Origin of the sequence: Blastococcus sp. TF02A-26 (assembly GCF_003319125.1) — a bacterium.
Lineage (GTDB): Bacteria > Actinomycetota > Actinomycetes > Mycobacteriales > Geodermatophilaceae > Trujillonella.
The window spans coordinates 22888-38095 of sequence record NZ_QOHG01000011.1 but is presented as its reverse complement, the minus strand read 5'-3'; the positions used below and the strand labels follow the sequence as shown (position 1 = coordinate 38095).

Genomic DNA, 15208 nt, shown 5'->3' with positions numbered 1-15208 from the left:
CGGCTACACGACCCAGGTCCGGGAGGCTGATCGGGCGACGCCGGCCACCAGCAGTGCCGCGACGACGGCCCCGATGGCGTTCAGCACCGCGTCGACCGGGGACACCACCCGACCCAGCGGGAGCAGCCACTGCAGCACCTCGATGCCCGCACCCGCGGCGAGTGCCACCGCGGCGATCCGGCGGGGGCGGCCCAGCGCCGGCCAGAGGACGACGGCGAGGGCGGCCGGGACCACGAGCAGGCTCAGGTTGCCCACCAACTGCAGCGCCGTGGCCGCGGAGTCCGGGGCGGTCGCGTACCAGCGGAGCTCCGTGAGCGGGTCCCCCCAGGACCACCCGGTCCCCTCCGGGGTCAGCGTCACCATGGCCACGACGGCGAGCGCGCCGGCCAGGAAGGCGTGCAGCCCGACCCGTGCCGAGGTCACCCGGGCTCCTCGACGGCCCACGACCGGCCGCCGTCGCGCGTGGAGACCACGAGGGTCACGGCACCGCCGTCGGGAAGTCGCAGTCCGCCGGCCGTCGGGTACCGGGTCGGGCCGGGCAGGTCGCGGGCGGGGACGTCGTCCATGAGGACACCGTCCGCGCGGCACCTCGGACCTGACCGGGAGCCGGCTGGACGTCCGCTGGGAACGGGCTCTGACGGATCAGGGGATTCGTCGGCTCAGCGTCGGCGACGTCCTCGGTGATCCTTCGCCGTCCTGCACCTGAGCCAACTGGTACTGGGCGTAGCCGCGGAGGTGGATCGCATGCAGCCCGCCGACTGCCGCGACGGGGATCAGGTAGCACGTCAGCGCACCGTCGATGATGAAGGAGTCCTCGATCTCATCGGGGTCGTACGTCCTCGGCCCCTGGCGGGACGTCGACAGGTAGACCTTCCACGAGTCCCCGGCCCGCACCGTCGTCGTCTTCACCTGGACCCGACGGACCCCGTCACCGGTGCAGACGAGGAGGTCGTACCGGCAGGGCTCCAGCGGCCAGGAGACATCGTGACCGCACAGTGCGAACCAGGAAGCCGCGAGCAGGGAGCCGGCTCGGTCGAGGTGAGCGGTACTGGGCCGCATCTCGCCCCTGGCGACCATCGGCGTCGCGCTCAGGTGCTGGTGGTCGAGACCGAGCCGAGCAGCGTGACCCTTCAGGCTGAGCACCGCCGATGAGTCACGGATCCCCAGTGATCCGGCCACATCTGACCAGGTCTGGGCACCGTCGATAGCCGCGGCAAGGGCGTCGTCGGTCCAACGACGCCGTCCTCTGAAATGGCCGTAGTCAGCGCCCAGACGATCGGCGTGGGACCGCACGGACCGCATCGCTCCCGCAGACGTCGCGACCAGCCCCAGCTCACGCAGCACCCCGCGCCAGGAGTCCGAGGTTGCGATCGCCTCGACGAGTTGCTCGTCGGAGAACGTCCGCTTTCGCGTCATGTCCGGGACGCTACGGCGAGTCGGTGACAGCTCTGCGTCACTCGCTTCTGAGCCCGGACGCAGACCATGGCGTCCCGGGTCCCGGCCGGCCACGCCGACCTGCCGAGAAGACACCGGCCCGGACCCACGAGCGTGAGTCCGGGCCGAGACGATGTCCTGCGACATCACGTGTCGGGCTGACAGGATTTGAACCTGCGACCCCCTGACCCCCAGTCAGGTGCGCTACCAAGCTGCGCTACAGCCCGAGCGCCGGGCGGTTCGCACCGCTCGATCGCTGCCAGAGCAGGTTACCGCACCCGCCACCCGGCTCCCCCAGGGGTCAGCCGCCGACCGGGGCCTCCCGCAACATCCCCACGGTCAGCACCTCGCGCAGCCGCGCGGCGAACGCCACGGCGTCGGCTGGATCGCCGTCCCCGCCGTCGGTCCAGCTGCCGTGGTCGCCGGGGAAGACCACCGCGGCCGTGCCGAGCGCCTCGGCCACGGCCTCGCCGCCGCGGTGCGCGAGCTGCCCGACCGAGCCGGCACCCACGGCGGGGACGATGCGGGTGGACGCCGTCCGCAGGGCCTCGAGGTCGAACTCCGACGTCGGGTTGGTGTCCATGTTCTGCCCCAGCAGGACGTCGTCGCGCGAGCCGTCGTCCTCGGTGCGGAGGCCGAACGCCGCCGGGTCGGCGGGGGTGTCGGCCCAGTCGGCGGGGATCGGCCCCGAGTGCACGACCAGCCGGATGAACTCGGCCATGCCGGCGCCGAACCCCGCGCGCTGGTAGGTCTCGGACACGTGCCGGCAGGCGGCAGCCGCCTCCTCGCGATCCGGCAGCAGCGCGACGGCCGGGGGTTCGTGCGCCACGAGCGTGCGGACCAGCTCCGGGCGCCGGGACACCAGCACCAGCGCGTTGACCGCTCCCCCGCTGGTGGCCAGCATGTCGACCGGTCCGCCGCCGACCGCCTCGACCAGCCGGGCGAGGTCGTCGGCGTGCTCCTCCGGGGTCGACGTCGTCGCGCCGTCGGTCCGCCGGCTCCGCTCGGCGCCGCGCGGGTCGTAGGTGACGACGGTGCGGTCGGGGAAGAGCCCCGCGAGCGTGCCGAAACCCGACGCCGCCATCGGCGAGCCGAACACGAACAGCGGCGGCTCCCCGCTCGCCCCGTCGCCCGGGCGGACGTCGTAGGCCAGCACGGCCCCGGGGACCTCGAGCGTGTGCGTCTGCGGCGCGGTCATGACTGCCTCCGGAACCGGATCGGGACGTCTCGTCCTCCTCGACCCGGCCCGGAGGCGGAAGTCATCGCTACCCGCCGAGCCCCTTGCGCCGCTCGGTCTCCCGGCCCTCGCGGACCTTGACCGAGATCTCGATCGGTGTCCCCTCGAAGCCCCACCGCTCACGCAGCTTGCGCTCCAGGAACCGGCGGTAGCCGGCCTCCAGGAAGCCGGTGGAGAAGACGACGAAGCGCGGCGGGCGGACGTCGGCCTGCGTGACGTACTTGATCTTCGGCGCGCGACCGCCCCGGGCCGGCGGCGGCGTCTCCTGCACGAGCGCGCGGACGTACTGGTTGAGCTCGGCCGTCGGGATCCGGCTCTCCCACGAGGCCAGCGCCGACCGCAGATGGCCGGCGAGCTTGCCGACGCCCCGGCCGCCCTGCGCCGAGATGTTCACCCGGCTGGCCCACTTGACCCGGGCGAGGTCCCGCTCGACCTCGCGCTCCAGCTGGTAGTGCCGGTCCTCGTCGAGCAGGTCCCACTTGTTGATGGCGATGACCAGCGCGCGGCCGGCCTCGATCACCTGGGTGATCACCCGCTGGTCCTGCTCGCTGATCACCTCGTCGGCGGCGAGCAGGACGACGGCCACCTCCGCGGCCTGGATGGCGGCCTCGGTGCGCAGGCTGGCGTAGTACTCCATGCCGCTGGCGGTGTTGACCTTGCGGCGCAGCCCCGCGGTGTCGACGAAGCGCCACTCCTCGCCGCCGAGGGTGATGATCGAGTCGACCGGGTCCACGGTGGTGCCGGCGACCGAGTCGACGACCGATCGCTCCTCCTTGGCCAGCCGGTTGAGCAGGCTCGACTTGCCCACGTTCGGCCGGCCGACCAGGGCCACCCGGCGCGGGCCGGTCTCCTCTCCGGTCTCGCGCGGTGCCTCGGGCAGCGCGTCGAGGATCATGTCGAGCAGGTCGCCGGCGCCGCGACCGTGCAGGGCACTGATCGGTTGCGGCTCCCCCAGCCCGAGCGACCACAGCTCCGAGGCCCCGGCCTCGCTGCGCTCGTCGTCGACCTTGTTCGCCACGAGGATCACCGGGCGGTCGCTGCGCCGCAGGATCCGCGCCGCCGCGAGGTCGGTGTCGGTCGCCCCGACCTGGCTGTCGACGACGAGCACGATCACGTCCGCGGTCCGCATCGCGAACTCCGCCTGACGGCTGATCGAGGCGCCCAGCCCCTCGGCCTTGGGGTCCCAACCACCGGTGTCGGTGACGGTGAACCGCTTGCCGTTCCACAGCGCCTCGTAGGAGATGCGGTCGCGGGTCACGCCCGGCACGTCCTGGACGACGGCGGCGCGGCGGCCGAGCACGCGGTTGACCAGCGTCGACTTGCCGACGTTGGGCCGGCCGACGATCGCCACGACCGGCAGCGGACCGCCGGTGCCCTCCTCGGTCATCGGGACACCCCCACCGACTGCTGGGCCAGTTCCACGACCCGGTCGACGACCTGGTCGCGGTCGAGGTCGGTGCTGTCGACGACGACCGCGTCGGCGGCCGGCCGCAGCGGGCTGTCCTCGCGGCTGCTGTCGTAGTCGTCCCGGCGGCGCAGGTCCGCGGCGATCGCCGCGATCTCCGCCGGGTCGGTCACCCCGAGCTGGCCGGCCCGGCGCTGGGCGCGGGCCTCCGGCGCGGCGGTCAGGTAGATCTTGCAGGTCGCCTCGGGGAGGACGACGGTGCCGATGTCCCGGCCCTCGACGACGACAGCGTCGGCGGCCTGCACGAGCGCGCGCTGCTGGTCGACCAGCTGCCGGCGGACCGCGGGCACCGCCGAGACCGCGGACACCGCCCGGGTCACCTCCGCGCCGCGGATGCGCACGGCGACGTCGACGCCGTCCACCCGCACCAGCTCGGTGCCGGCCGTCGTCCCCACCTCGATGCGGGCCGCGGCGACGACGCCGGCCACCGCCTCGCCGTCCTCCGGGTCGACGCCGGCGTCGAGGACGGCGACGGTCGCGGCGCGGTACATCGCGCCGGTGTCCAGGTAGGCCGCGCCCAGCCGGGCGGCGACGGCGCGGGCGACGCTGGACTTGCCGGTGCCCGACGGCCCGTCGAGGGTCACCTGCCCCCGGAACCCGCTCACTGCGCGATCACCCCGCACAGTGGTGTCCGCTCGTCCCTCGCTCACTGTGCGATGTCCCGTCGCAGGGCGGTCGCGCCGCGCAGGTACACGTGCGCGATCTCCGAGCGCGGGCGGTCGGTCTCCACGTGCGCCATCAGCCGCAGCACCCGCGGCAGCGCGTGCGGGACGTCGATCTCGGTGGCGCACATGAGCGGGACGTCGCCGAGGCCGAGCTCTCGGGCGGCGAGCGCCGGGAACTCCGACGTGAGGTCCGGCGTGGCGGTGAACAGGATGCTGATCAGCTGCTCGCCGTCGAGACCGTTGCGCTCGATCACGGTGCTCACCAGCTCACGGGTGGCCGCCAGCACCTCGTCCCGGTCGTCGGCGTCGACCTGCGTCGCGCCCCGGATGGCTCGGACGGCCATGCACACTCCTCGTTCGTCCCACGGCTCCCGCACCACGGGAACCGGTCGAGTCTAGGCGCGCCCCACGAGCGGCCCCCGTCACAGACCGACGAGCTCGTTCAGCTGGCCGACCTCGGCGCGGGTGAGCTTGCGGATCGAGCCCGACCGCATCCGGTCCAGCTTCACCGGGCCGATCGCGGTGCGGGTGAGCCGGGACACCGGCAGGCCGACGTGGGCCAGCAGCCGCCGGACGATGTGCTTGCGCCCCTCGTGCAGGACGACCTCGACGACCGACTGACCGGCGTGGGTGTCGACGACCTGGAACGCGTCGACCTTGACCGGACCGTCCTCCAGCTCGACGCCCTGGCGCAGTCGCTTGAACATGTCGCGCGGCACCGAGCCCGAGACCTGGGCGAGGTAGGTCTTCTTCACCTCGTAGGAGGGGTGGGCCAGCCGGTGGGCGAGCTCCCCGTCGTTGGTGACCAGCAGCAGGCCCTCGGTGTCCTGGTCGAGCCGGCCGACGTGCACCAGCCCGGGTGCGAGGTCGCCGACCATGTCGCCGACGGTCGGCCGGTTGCGGTCGTCGCTCATCGCGGTGATGACCCCGGCGGGCTTGTTGATCGCGTAGGTGACGCGGTCGTCGCGGAGCTCCAGGCGGACTCCGTCGACGGCGATGTGGTCGGTGCGCGGGTGCACCCGCATGCCCTGCACCTGGACGACGGCGCCGTTCACGCTGATCCGGCCCTCGTCGATCATGTCCTCGCAGACGCGGCGGGAGCCGACGCCGGCGCGGGCGAGCACCTTCTGCAGCCGCTCCCCCTCGGGGTGGCCCTCGGTGGGCTCGGCGGAGCGGTCGCCGGGGTGCGCCGGAGCGAGCTCCATGTCCTCCGACCAGCCTGCTCCGCCCCCGGTCGTGGTGGTCTCGTCGGGGGTCTCGTCGGTCGGTACGGCGTTCATCGGGTCCAGTCTCCCACCGCGGCCGGCCGCGCCTCCGGGCGCGTGCGGTCGGACCCGTCCGGGTGACGGCGTCCCCGACCGCACCTCCCCGGTGGCGCAGGACTGGTATCCACGCGACATGCCACCGCTCGAGGTGCCGGCGGCGCCCGCTCTCCAGCGCCGCCGCACCGGTCTCCTGGCCGGGGTGTCCACCCTGCTCGCCTGGCCCGTCTCCATCGTGCTGCTCGCGGCCGCTGACCAGCCGGAGGTCGGGTGGGTGGTCGGGGCGGTCATGGGCTTCACCGCGCTCATCGCCACGGTCGTCGCGCTGGTGGCCCTCCACCGCGCCTGGTCCGAGTCCCCCGTCCCGGACCCTCGGGCGACGCTCGGGCGCCGGCTGGTGCACGTCGTCGTCGCGCTGTACGTCCTGCGCACGGTGCTCCGGACCGCCGACGGGACCACGTTCTTCGACGTGGTCGGCACCGTGGTCGCCTACGCCGACCTGGCGGCGCTCGCCGCCGTCGTCGTCACCGCGTGGCGCTGGCGGCCCGTCGCCGCCGTGTCCGAACGCGCCTCCCCGTAGCTCCGGCACGGCGATCGGAGAGGATCAGCCCATGCGGATGGAGCAGGTCATGGGGTTGGTGCTCGCGGTGATGGGCGTCGCCCTGGTGCTGCTCTCCCGGCGGCTGGTGTGGGAGCACTCCCCCGACAACCCCGTCGCCCGCGAGCGGAGCGGGTCGGCGGGGGTCTGGTCCGACCGCGCCCGGAACTTCCACCTGTGGCGCGGCCGGATCGGCGGAGGGGTCTTCGTGCTCGTCGGCCTGCTGCTGGTGACCGGCGTCCTCTGGGGCGACTGAGCGGCGTCCCCGTCCTGGTCGCCCGCCTCGGCCCTGTCGCGCCGCCTCGCGGAACCACCGCATCACGTGATCGCCACCCTCACCGCAGGGTCGCCGGCCCCGCGTCCGGCGGCGAGTTCGGCGACTGCAGGGCGTGGGTGTCGATCACCGCGCCCGGACAGCCGGGTGAGGGCCGCGCGCGGCCGGCCCCCGAGCGGTGGGTGTCGGGTGTCCTCGATCAGTGGGCGTCGGGGTGGTCGGCCAGCAGGGTCGCCGTCTCCGGCAGCAGCGGGCCCAGGTCGGGGAGGTCGGTCAGGCTGCCGAGTCCCAGCCGCTCGAGGAAGAGCGGTGTCGTCCCGTAGAGACCACCGCCGGAGTCCGGGTCGCTCCCGACCTCCTGCACGAGGCCGCGGGCCAGCAGGGTGCGCATCACGCCGTCGACGCCCACCCCGCGGATCGCCGCGATCCGGGACCGGGTCACGGGCTGCCGGTAGGCGATGACGGCGAGGGTCTCCAGCGCCGCCTGGGTGAGCCGGCTGCCGCGACCGTGGCCGAGGTAGCGCTCGATCACCTCGGCGTGCTCGTCGCGGGTGTAGAGCCGCCACCCCTCGCCCACCCGGCGCAGCGTGATGCCGGCGCCGCGGCGGTCGTAGTCCTCGGCCAGCTCGGCCAGCGCCTCGCGCGTCCGGGCCACCGGGCAGCGCACGGAGGCGGCCAGGGTCTCGTCGTCAACCGGGCTGTCCAGCACGAACAGCAACGCCTCCAGCTGGGCGCGCAGCGTCGCCGGGTCGACCTCGACCACGAGCTCGGGCTCCGGGGCGGGCTCCGGCGAGGGCGGGGGCAGCCCGGGCAGCGGCAGCTGCGGCTCCTCCGCCGGCACCGGCGGCGGCTCCTCCGGCAGAGCCAGCGGGCGCTCGGCCACCCGGGCGGCCAGCTCGGCGGCGACGGCGTCCCAGACAGCCGGGTCGTCGTCCCGCTCCCCGGCCGCCTCCCGGGTCGCGGCGAGCTCGGCGGCCAGCGCGTCCCAGGAGATCGGGGCCGGCTCCCTCGGGGGACGATCGCCCTCGGTGTCCATGCCGTCATCCCCCTCAGTAGCCGGGCGCGGCCAGCCTCACCGGCTCGCCTCCGGCGGGGACGACGGTAGCCGTGGCGATCAACGGCAGGTCCGCGTACAGGTACTCGAGCTCGAGGTGCACCGTGCCGCACGAGTCCTCGTCCCCGGCGATCCGCTCGAGCTCGGCCGGCGTGACGGTCTCGTGCACCCCCCGGTCCAGCAGCAGGTTGACGTAGGCCCGGACCCCGAGATCGCTGCCGATCGTGGCGCACTCGAGGTCGATCACACCGCGGATCCGGTCGACCATGTCCTCGTTCGTCCGCACCGCCCCCGGCCACGCCCCGTAGAACGTGGCCTCGCTCCGGTCGCCGGCGATCCCGAGCACCCCGGCGACACCCACCGCGATCCCGGCCACGAGGATCCCCGCACGGGTGAGCCGCGCGATCGTCAGGCCCGCGAGGAGTGCCAGCGGGATGCCGAACTTGAGCCGGTCGAAGGTGAACTGGCTGGCGTGCTGCAGCAGGATCACGTTCTCCGCGACGGCGACGAGCGAGGCGGCGACGAGCACCGGGCCCACCGCGTCCCGGCGCCCCCGGTCCGCGGGCCAGTACGCAGCCAGCGCCACGATGACGAGCACCGCGAGCAACGCCCCGCCGAAGGACTGCGCGTAGCCCAGGAGCAGGTGCTGGTAGGTGGCGCCCGACCCGGCACGGTCCACGAAGCGCCCGCTCCACGCCTCGACGGCGTCCCCGAGGCCGAGGGCCAGCACGTAGTGCGTGGCGAGGACGACCGCCGTCCCGAGCCCGACGGCCACCAGCACCACCCCGGCCGCGCGGGCCCGCCGGCGCAGCGCCGGGACGGCGAGCACCAGGGCGCCCGTGCCGAGGGCGAAGACGAACGCCGTCCACTCGGTGTAGCAGCCGACCGCCGTCAGCACGCCCAGGCCCCACAGCAGCCGTCGACGCGAGGCGTCCGACGTGCCGGGCAGCAGCAGGCGCTCGAGGAGGACGAGCTGCCCGAGGAGCACCGGCTGCAGCAGCGAGTGCGGCCAGTAGACGGCGCCGTGCGACTGCAGCGCCTCGGGGCTGAGCAGGTAGAGCAGCGCGGCGCACACCCCGGCGAAGCGCGCGAGCCCGATCGACCGCTCCATCCGGACGACGGCGCGCGTGACGAGCGCGTAGAGCAGCACCCCGCAGATCGCGGCGAGCACGCCGTTGAGCGCCACGAGGCCGGCGAGGCCGAGCTCACCGCCGCGGACCGCAGCGAGCAGGGTGGGCAACCAGAAGCCGGCGGGCGGGAACGACGTGTAGACGAAGTCGCCGTGCTCGGTCGCCACGGCGGCACCCCAGCCGATCCACTTGTCGTTGGGCGCACCCAGCGTCAGCGTGGGCAGTCCCCACGACTCGCTCAACGGATTGCGCAGCAGCGACTCGACGGTGAGCAGGACGTGGTACGAGGCCTCGAGGTTGCGCGTCCCGTAGCCGTCGCGGACCTGCCCGACGCGCAGGACGGTGATCACCGCCTGGAGCACCACCAGGAGCACCGGCGCCGCCAGCACGACGGCGCGCTCACGCAGCGCTCGGCGGCGGACCGTGCCGCCGGACACCGCGTCACCGGACACCGCGCCACCGGACACCGCGCCGCCGGGCGCATCCGTCCCGTCGGTCACGTCCGCGTCCGGTCCCTCGTCGAGCCGGGATCCGAGCAGAGGTCGCACGCCGCGGACCTTACGGTTCGGGATCGACCCGGACCCGGTTCCGCGGAGCAGGTGGGGTGTCTGCGACGCCCGGGGAACCGGGGGTCGATCCGGGCCCTCCGATCCACCGGACGTGCAGGTCGCCGAGCGGAGTCACCTGGTCGAAGGAGACCCGCTGCTGGCGGTAGAGCTCGAGCAGCGCGAGGAAGCGGGCCACCACCTCCAGGGTGTGCTCGCAGTCGGCGGTCAGCGACCGGAAGCTGACCGTGCCCCCCGCCGCCAGCCGGTCGCGCACCAGCACCAGCTGCTCGGCCACGCTGACGGCCGGGGCGTGCAGGTGGGAGACGCTCACCGTCGGCGGCGCCTTCGGGGTGAGCACCCGGGTCGCCAGCGCCGCGAACTGCTCCGGGGTGATCCCGAGCAGCACCTCCGGCACCTGCTCGGCGAACCGCGGGTCGGGCCCGGCATCCCGGCCGTACCGGAGGGCGGCACCGGCCTCGCGCTCGCGGAGGAACGCGGCCGCCTCCTTGTAGGCGCGGTACTGCAGCAGCCGGGCGAACAGCAGGTCCCGGGCCTCGAGCAGCTCGAGGTCGTCCTCGTCCTCCACGTCGGCGGCGGGCAGCAGCCGGGCGGCCTTGAGGTCCAGCAGGGTCGCAGCGACGACCAGGAACTCGCTGGCCTGGTCGAGGTCCAGCTCGTCGCCGAGCGCCCGGAGGTGGGCGATGAACTCGTCGGTGACCTGCGACAGGGCGATCTCGGTGACGTCGAGCCGGTGCTTGCCGATCAGCTGGAGGAGGAGGTCGAAGGGCCCCTCGAAGTTGGTCAGCCGGACGGTGAACCGCCCGTCCGCCCGCGCCTCGGTCACGCGAGCAGCCTAGGACCGGTCGGTGTGCGCGGACGTGCAGCTCCGGGCGGCCCGGATGCACCTGCGCGCACGGTGTCGAGTGTCGTACCGCCGGCTCAGCGACCCCTCAGCCGACGGACGAGCACCGAGTCCTCGCCGGACTCGGCCAGGTCGGCGAGCAGCACCGAGATCGCCTCGCGGACGATGCGACCGCGGTCCGCGGCCACGCCGTGCTGCGCGCGCAGGGACAGCCGGGCGCTCTCCAGGGCGAGCAGCTCGTCGGCGGAGATGTAGACGGTGATCTTCTCGTCGTGCTTGGTGCGCTCGGCGCGGACGGCCTTGCCGCGGCTGCGCGGCGGCTGGGGTGCCAGCGTCGGCGCCGACGGGGCCGCCGTGCGGAAGGCCGCGAGCGGGTCGGCGTCGGCACCGGCGGGGACCAGCGTCAGCCCCGGCATCGACTCCTCGACGCCGGGCACCTCGGCGGTGCGCCGCGGGGTGGCCGCGCGCAGCGCCGGCGAGCTCGTGGTGGCCGCGACGCTGGGGAGCTCCGTGACCTCCGGCTGGGCCGGGGTGTCGGTGCGCCGGAACAGCTCCGAGGCGCCGGGCAGGACGGGACGCCGCGTCACAGGGCGATGACCTCCTTGGCCAGGTCGCGGAACGCCGCGGCACCGGACGAGGTGGGCGCCCAGGTGGTGATCGGCTGGCCGGCGACGGTGGTCTCGGGGAAGCGCACCGTGCGGTGGATGACGGTCTGGAACACCGTGTCGCCGAAGGCCTCCACGACCCGGCTGAACACCTCGCGGCAGTGCACGGTGCGGGTGTCGTACATCGTGGCGAGGATCCCGGAGATCTCCAGGTCGGGGTTGAGCCGCTCCTTGACCTTCTCGATCGTGTCGACGAGGAGGGCGACGCCGCGCAGCGAGAAGAACTCGCACTCCAGCGGGATGATCACGCCGGAGGCCGCGGTCAGGGCGTTGACGGTCAGCAGGCCGAGCGAGGGCTGGCAGTCGATGAGGATGTAGTCGTACTCGTCGCGGACGTCGGCCAGGACGCGCAGCAGCGTCTGCTCGCGGGCGACCTCGCTGACCAGCTGCACCTCGGCGGCCGACAGGTCGATGTTGCTCGGCACCAGGTCCAGGCCCGGGATGTCGGTGGGTACCCGGACGTCGGCCAGGGTGGTCCGCCGCTCCATGAGGGCGTTGTAGATCGTGCGGTCCAGGTTCTGCGCCGGGACGCCGAGGCCGACCGAGAGCGCACCCTGCGGGTCGAGGTCGATGAGCAGCACCTTGCGGCCCTGCTCGACCAGCGCCGCGCCCAGGTTGATGGTCGACGTCGTCTTGCCGACGCCGCCCTTCTGGTTGCACATGGCGATGACCTGGGCCGGACCGTGCTGGGTCAGCGGCCGGGGCTCGGGCAGCGGTCGCTGCCGGGCGCGGGCCGGGTCCTGCTTCGAGGCGGTCCCGCCCATCTCGGGCTCGGTGTCGCGCGGGCGCGCGACGACGGGTGCCGCATCCCCTCGGATCGCCATGGTCGGTGTCGCCTCCAGCTCCGGCCCGGCCGGCGCGCTGCGCGCCGGATGCGGTCTTCCCCACCGCTCGGGTCGCCGACGACGGTAGGGATCTGGCACGCGATTGCCGTGGAGGCACGCCGTGTCGCGGGTCGGCATGTCGAGCTGTGCCAACGGTCCCGGCCGATCAAGTCGAACGGTCGGGCACTTCTCGACGAGCCGACGACGGATCCGCTGTCAGGTGAGCGCCCTCGGGTGACTGGTCGCGTACACCTCGCGCAGCCGGTCGACGGTCACCAGCGTGTACACCTGCGTCGTCGTCACCGACGCGTGCCCCAGCAGCTCCTGCACCACCCGGACGTCCGCGCCGCCGTCGAGCAGGTGCGTGGCGAAGCTGTGCCGCAGCGTGTGCGGGGAGACGTCGGCCACGGAGATGCCGGCGGCGTCGCCCACCCGCTCGGCGGCGGCCCGCAGGATCGACCAGGCGCTCTGCCGCGACAGCGGCCCGCCGCGGGCGTTGAGGAACAGCGCCCCGGCGCGTCCGCGCGAGTGGGTGGGCGGGCGCGTTCCAGCCGCGAGCGCGGGCCGGGCGCGGACCAGGTAGTCCTCGACGGCCCGCAGCGCGTAGCTGCCGACGGGCACCACCCGCTGCTTGCCGCCCTTGCCGGAGAGCCGGACTGCGGCCTGGCCCTGGTCCAGGTCGTCGACGCTGAGCCCCACGGCCTCGGAGATGCGGGCGCCGGTGCCGTACAGCAGCTCCAGCAGCGCCCGGTCCCGCAGGCCGCGCGGGCCCTCCAGTGCGCCGGCCGCCTCGATGAGCGCGACCACGGACTCCACCGGCAGCGCCTTGGGCAGCCGCCGCGCCGGGGCCGGCGGGCGGACCTCGTGCGCCACGTCGTCGGGCACCAGGCCGTCGAGCAGGGCAAAGCGGTGCAGCCCGCGGACGGCGACGACGGCGCGGGCGGCCGAGGTCGCCGACAGCGGCGGGTGCTCGTCGTCCCCGCGGCGCAGTGCGGCGAGGAAGGCGGCGACGTCGGACTCGGCGACCTCCCGCAGCCCCCGCACCCCCGCGGCGGCGAGGAACTCCGTGTAGCGGCGGAGGTCCCGGCGGTAGGAGGAGATCGTGTTGGCGGCGAGACCGCGCTCCACGGTCAGGTGGTCGAGGTAGCCGGTGACGGCGCGCTCGACGTCCGGTCCCGCGCTCAGCGTGCTGGTCAGACGAGCACCTCCTCCAGGCCCACGGCGGTCATCCCGTGCGCCTCGGCGACCTCGGGCAGCACCACCTGCCCGGCCGCCACGTTGACGCCGTGCGCCAGCGCCCGGTCGCCCCGCACCGCCGCCGTCGTCCCCTCGTCGGCCAGGCGCACGACGTAGGGCAGCGTGACGTTGGTCAGCGCGTGGGTCGAGGTGTTGGGCACCGCGCCCGGCATGTTCGCCACGCAGTAGAACACCGAATCGTGCATGCGGTAGGTCGGCGCGTCGTGCGTGGTGGGGCGCGTCCCCTCGAAGCACCCACCCTGGTCGACGGCGATGTCGACCAGCACCGAGCCGGGCTTCATGCGGGCCACCAGGTCGTCGGTCACCAGCTTCGGCGCCCGCGCGCCCGGCACCAGCACCGCGCCGATCACCAGGTCGGCGTCGAGGACCGCGCGCTCGACCTCGTAGGCGTTGGACGCCACGGTCTGCAGGTGCCCCCGGTACACGCGGTCGGCGGCGCGCAGCTTGTCCACGTCGCGGTCCAGCACGATGACCTCGGCCTGCATCCCCAGCGCGATGGTGGCGGCGTTCATCCCCGAGACCCCGGCGCCCAGGACGACGACCTTCGCCGCGTACACCCCGGGCGCCCCGCCGAGCAGCACCCCGCGCCCGCCGTGCGCCCGCTCCAGCGCGGTGGCACCCACCTGCGGCGCCATCCGGCCGGCCACCTCCGACATCGGGGCCAGCAGGGGCAGCGCGCCGTCCGCGGTCTGCACCGTCTCGTAGGCGATCGCGGTGGTGCCCGAGTCGACCAGCGCCTGGGTGCACTCGCGGGAGGCGGCCAGGTGCAGGTAGGTGAACAGCGTCTGCCCGGCCCGCAGCCGCCCGTACTCCTCGGCGATCGGCTCCTTGACCTTGAGCAGCAGGTCGGCGTCGGCCCAGACGTCGTCGGCCGCGGGCACGATCCGCGCACCGGCGGCGACCATCTCGTCGTCCGGGATGGAGGAGCCCTCTCCCGCACCCCGCTCGACGAGCACCTCGTGCCCGGCGCGGGTCAGCTCGTGCACCCCCGCGGGCGTCAGCGCCACCCGGTACTCGTGGTTCTTGATCTCCCGTGGCACCCCGACGCGCATCTGCTGGCTCCCGGTCCGGCCCTGCCCCGAGGTCGTCGGGGTCGTGGGCCTGTCAGTGGCGCCCCGGTCGGGGGCGCTCGGCGCGGAGTCTAGGAGCGCACGGGCGGACCGGCTCGGCCTGCCGGACGGCGCCTGCTGACCCACCATGAGCCGGTGCGTCTGTACCCCGAGCGGCCCGACAAGCGGCTGACCCACGTCCTCGCCGACCTCGGCATGCTCGCCTGGGTCGTGCTCTGGGTGGTCGTCGCCCGGGTGGTGCACGGAGCCGTGCTGGTGCTCGCCGAACCCGGCGAGGCGGTGGAGTCCCTCGGCGCCTCCGTCGCCGACAGCATGGGCTCGGCCGCCGACGTCGCCGACGACGTCCCGGTCGTCGGCGACGAGCTGGCCGTCCCGTTCGACGCGCTCGGCTCGGCCGGCGACTCGGTGAACGGCGCCGGCCAGTCCGCCCAGGACGCCGTCGGCACGCTCGCCTTCTGGCTGGCCGTCGTCCTCGTCGTCCTCCCGGTGGGCTGGCTGCTGCTGCGCTGGCTGCCGTGGCGGCTGGGCTGGGCGCGGGAGGCCACCGCGGTCTCCCGGGTGCTCGACTCACGGGCCCCCGACCTCGACCTGCTCGCCGCGCGGGCGGTGGCCACCGCACCCCTCCCCCGGCTGGCCGCGCTGCCGCCCGGCACCGCCGCCGCCTGGCGCACCGGCGACCCCGCGGCGACCCGCGCCCTGGCCGCGCTGGAGGCCGACCGGCTGGGTCTGCGCCTCCCCGCGGCCGCGGCGGCCGGCTCCGGGGCGACCGCGCCGCCGGGCTGACCCCGGACTCGGCTCAACTCCCCCCGCCCGGTGCCGATGGACTCCGTGAGACCGGAGGTGGGGATGGGACAGGCGGGCCG

General features: G+C 74.5%; 18 protein-coding genes and 1 tRNA gene. 3 read left to right on the top strand and 16 right to left on the bottom strand.

Features of this window, described 5'->3' with window-relative positions:
• Positions 1 to 3: 3 nt before the first annotated feature.
• The 9 genes from DQ240_RS13640 to DQ240_RS13605 form a co-directional block, all read right to left on the bottom strand.
• The gene (locus DQ240_RS13640) at positions 4 to 423 is read right to left on the bottom strand and encodes a VanZ family protein (RefSeq protein ID WP_233498708.1); all 420 of its coding nucleotides are present in this window, start codon (positions 421 to 423) and stop codon (positions 4 to 6) included.
• Positions 420 to 566, bottom strand: a complete 147-nt coding sequence (locus DQ240_RS23285; RefSeq protein ID WP_158548683.1) for a hypothetical protein — start codon at positions 564 to 566, stop codon at positions 420 to 422. Before DQ240_RS23285 ends, DQ240_RS13640 begins: the two co-directional genes overlap by 4 nt.
• 76 nt (positions 567 to 642) lie before the next feature.
• Positions 643 to 1416 carry a hypothetical protein gene (locus DQ240_RS13635; protein ID WP_113840165.1) on the bottom strand — a complete coding sequence of 258 codons (774 nt, stop codon included), beginning with the start codon at positions 1414 to 1416 and terminating at the stop codon, positions 643 to 645.
• A gap of 171 nt (positions 1417 to 1587) precedes the next feature.
• Positions 1588 to 1661, bottom strand: a tRNA-Pro gene (locus DQ240_RS13630).
• A gap of 74 nt (positions 1662 to 1735) precedes the next feature.
• Positions 1736 to 2632 carry an alpha/beta fold hydrolase gene (locus DQ240_RS13625; RefSeq protein ID WP_113840164.1) on the bottom strand — a complete coding sequence of 299 codons (897 nt, stop codon included), beginning with the start codon at positions 2630 to 2632 and terminating at the stop codon, positions 1736 to 1738.
• Positions 2633 to 2699: 67 nt separating this feature from the next.
• Positions 2700 to 4058, bottom strand: a complete 1359-nt coding sequence (gene der / locus DQ240_RS13620) for a ribosome biogenesis GTPase Der (RefSeq protein WP_113840163.1) — start codon at positions 4056 to 4058, stop codon at positions 2700 to 2702.
• Positions 4055 to 4741, bottom strand: coding sequence for a (d)CMP kinase (cmk, locus tag DQ240_RS13615; protein WP_113840162.1), 687 nt, complete (start codon positions 4739 to 4741; stop codon positions 4055 to 4057). The genes der and cmk overlap by 4 nt, the downstream gene beginning before the upstream one ends.
• A gap of 41 nt (positions 4742 to 4782) precedes the next feature.
• Positions 4783 to 5145 carry a chorismate mutase gene (gene aroH, locus DQ240_RS13610; protein ID WP_113840161.1) on the bottom strand — a complete coding sequence of 121 codons (363 nt, stop codon included), beginning with the start codon at positions 5143 to 5145 and terminating at the stop codon, positions 4783 to 4785.
• Between the two features lie 78 nt (positions 5146 to 5223).
• Positions 5224 to 6006: a pseudouridine synthase gene (locus DQ240_RS13605; protein WP_113840275.1), complete on the bottom strand. Its 783-nt coding sequence runs from the start codon at positions 6004 to 6006 to the stop codon at positions 5224 to 5226.
• Between the two features lie 193 nt (positions 6007 to 6199).
• Between DQ240_RS13605 and DQ240_RS13600 the strand changes: the two genes are divergently transcribed.
• Entirely contained in the window at positions 6200 to 6643 is a 444-nt protein-coding gene (locus DQ240_RS13600; RefSeq protein ID WP_113840160.1) for a hypothetical protein, read from the top strand.
• Positions 6644 to 6674: 31 nt separating this feature from the next.
• On the top strand, positions 6675 to 6917 hold the full coding sequence (locus tag DQ240_RS13595; protein WP_113840159.1) for a hypothetical protein: 243 nt from the start codon (positions 6675 to 6677) through the stop codon (positions 6915 to 6917).
• A 217-nt stretch (positions 6918 to 7134) separates the two neighbouring features.
• Here DQ240_RS13595 and scpB read toward each other — a convergent pair whose 3' ends face one another.
• The 7 genes from scpB to ald form a co-directional block, all read right to left on the bottom strand.
• The gene (scpB, locus tag DQ240_RS13590; protein WP_113840158.1) at positions 7135 to 7971 is read right to left on the bottom strand and encodes an SMC-Scp complex subunit ScpB; all 837 of its coding nucleotides are present in this window, start codon (positions 7969 to 7971) and stop codon (positions 7135 to 7137) included.
• A 13-nt stretch (positions 7972 to 7984) separates the two neighbouring features.
• Entirely contained in the window at positions 7985 to 9667 is a 1683-nt protein-coding gene (locus DQ240_RS13585) for a hypothetical protein (protein WP_113840157.1), read from the bottom strand.
• Between the two features lie 10 nt (positions 9668 to 9677).
• Positions 9678 to 10511, bottom strand: a complete 834-nt coding sequence (locus tag DQ240_RS13580; RefSeq protein WP_113840156.1) for a ScpA family protein — start codon at positions 10509 to 10511, stop codon at positions 9678 to 9680.
• 95 nt (positions 10512 to 10606) lie between these two features.
• Positions 10607 to 11116 carry a hypothetical protein gene (locus tag DQ240_RS13575; RefSeq protein WP_113840155.1) on the bottom strand — a complete coding sequence of 170 codons (510 nt, stop codon included), beginning with the start codon at positions 11114 to 11116 and terminating at the stop codon, positions 10607 to 10609.
• Positions 11113 to 11958, bottom strand: a complete 846-nt coding sequence (locus DQ240_RS13570; RefSeq protein ID WP_199589307.1) for an AAA family ATPase — start codon at positions 11956 to 11958, stop codon at positions 11113 to 11115. The genes DQ240_RS13575 and DQ240_RS13570 overlap by 4 nt, the downstream gene beginning before the upstream one ends.
• Positions 11959 to 12234: 276 nt before the next feature.
• Positions 12235 to 13203 carry a site-specific tyrosine recombinase XerD gene (locus tag DQ240_RS13565; RefSeq protein WP_113840274.1) on the bottom strand — a complete coding sequence of 323 codons (969 nt, stop codon included), beginning with the start codon at positions 13201 to 13203 and terminating at the stop codon, positions 12235 to 12237.
• Positions 13204 to 13211: 8 nt separating this feature from the next.
• Entirely contained in the window at positions 13212 to 14327 is a 1116-nt protein-coding gene (ald, locus tag DQ240_RS13560) for an alanine dehydrogenase (RefSeq protein ID WP_113840153.1), read from the bottom strand.
• A 153-nt stretch (positions 14328 to 14480) separates the two neighbouring features.
• Here ald and DQ240_RS13555 point away from each other — a divergent pair, with 153 nt between their 5' ends.
• Positions 14481 to 15128, top strand: coding sequence for a hypothetical protein (locus DQ240_RS13555; protein WP_199589292.1), 648 nt, complete (start codon positions 14481 to 14483; stop codon positions 15126 to 15128).
• Positions 15129 to 15208: the final 80 nt, after the last annotated feature.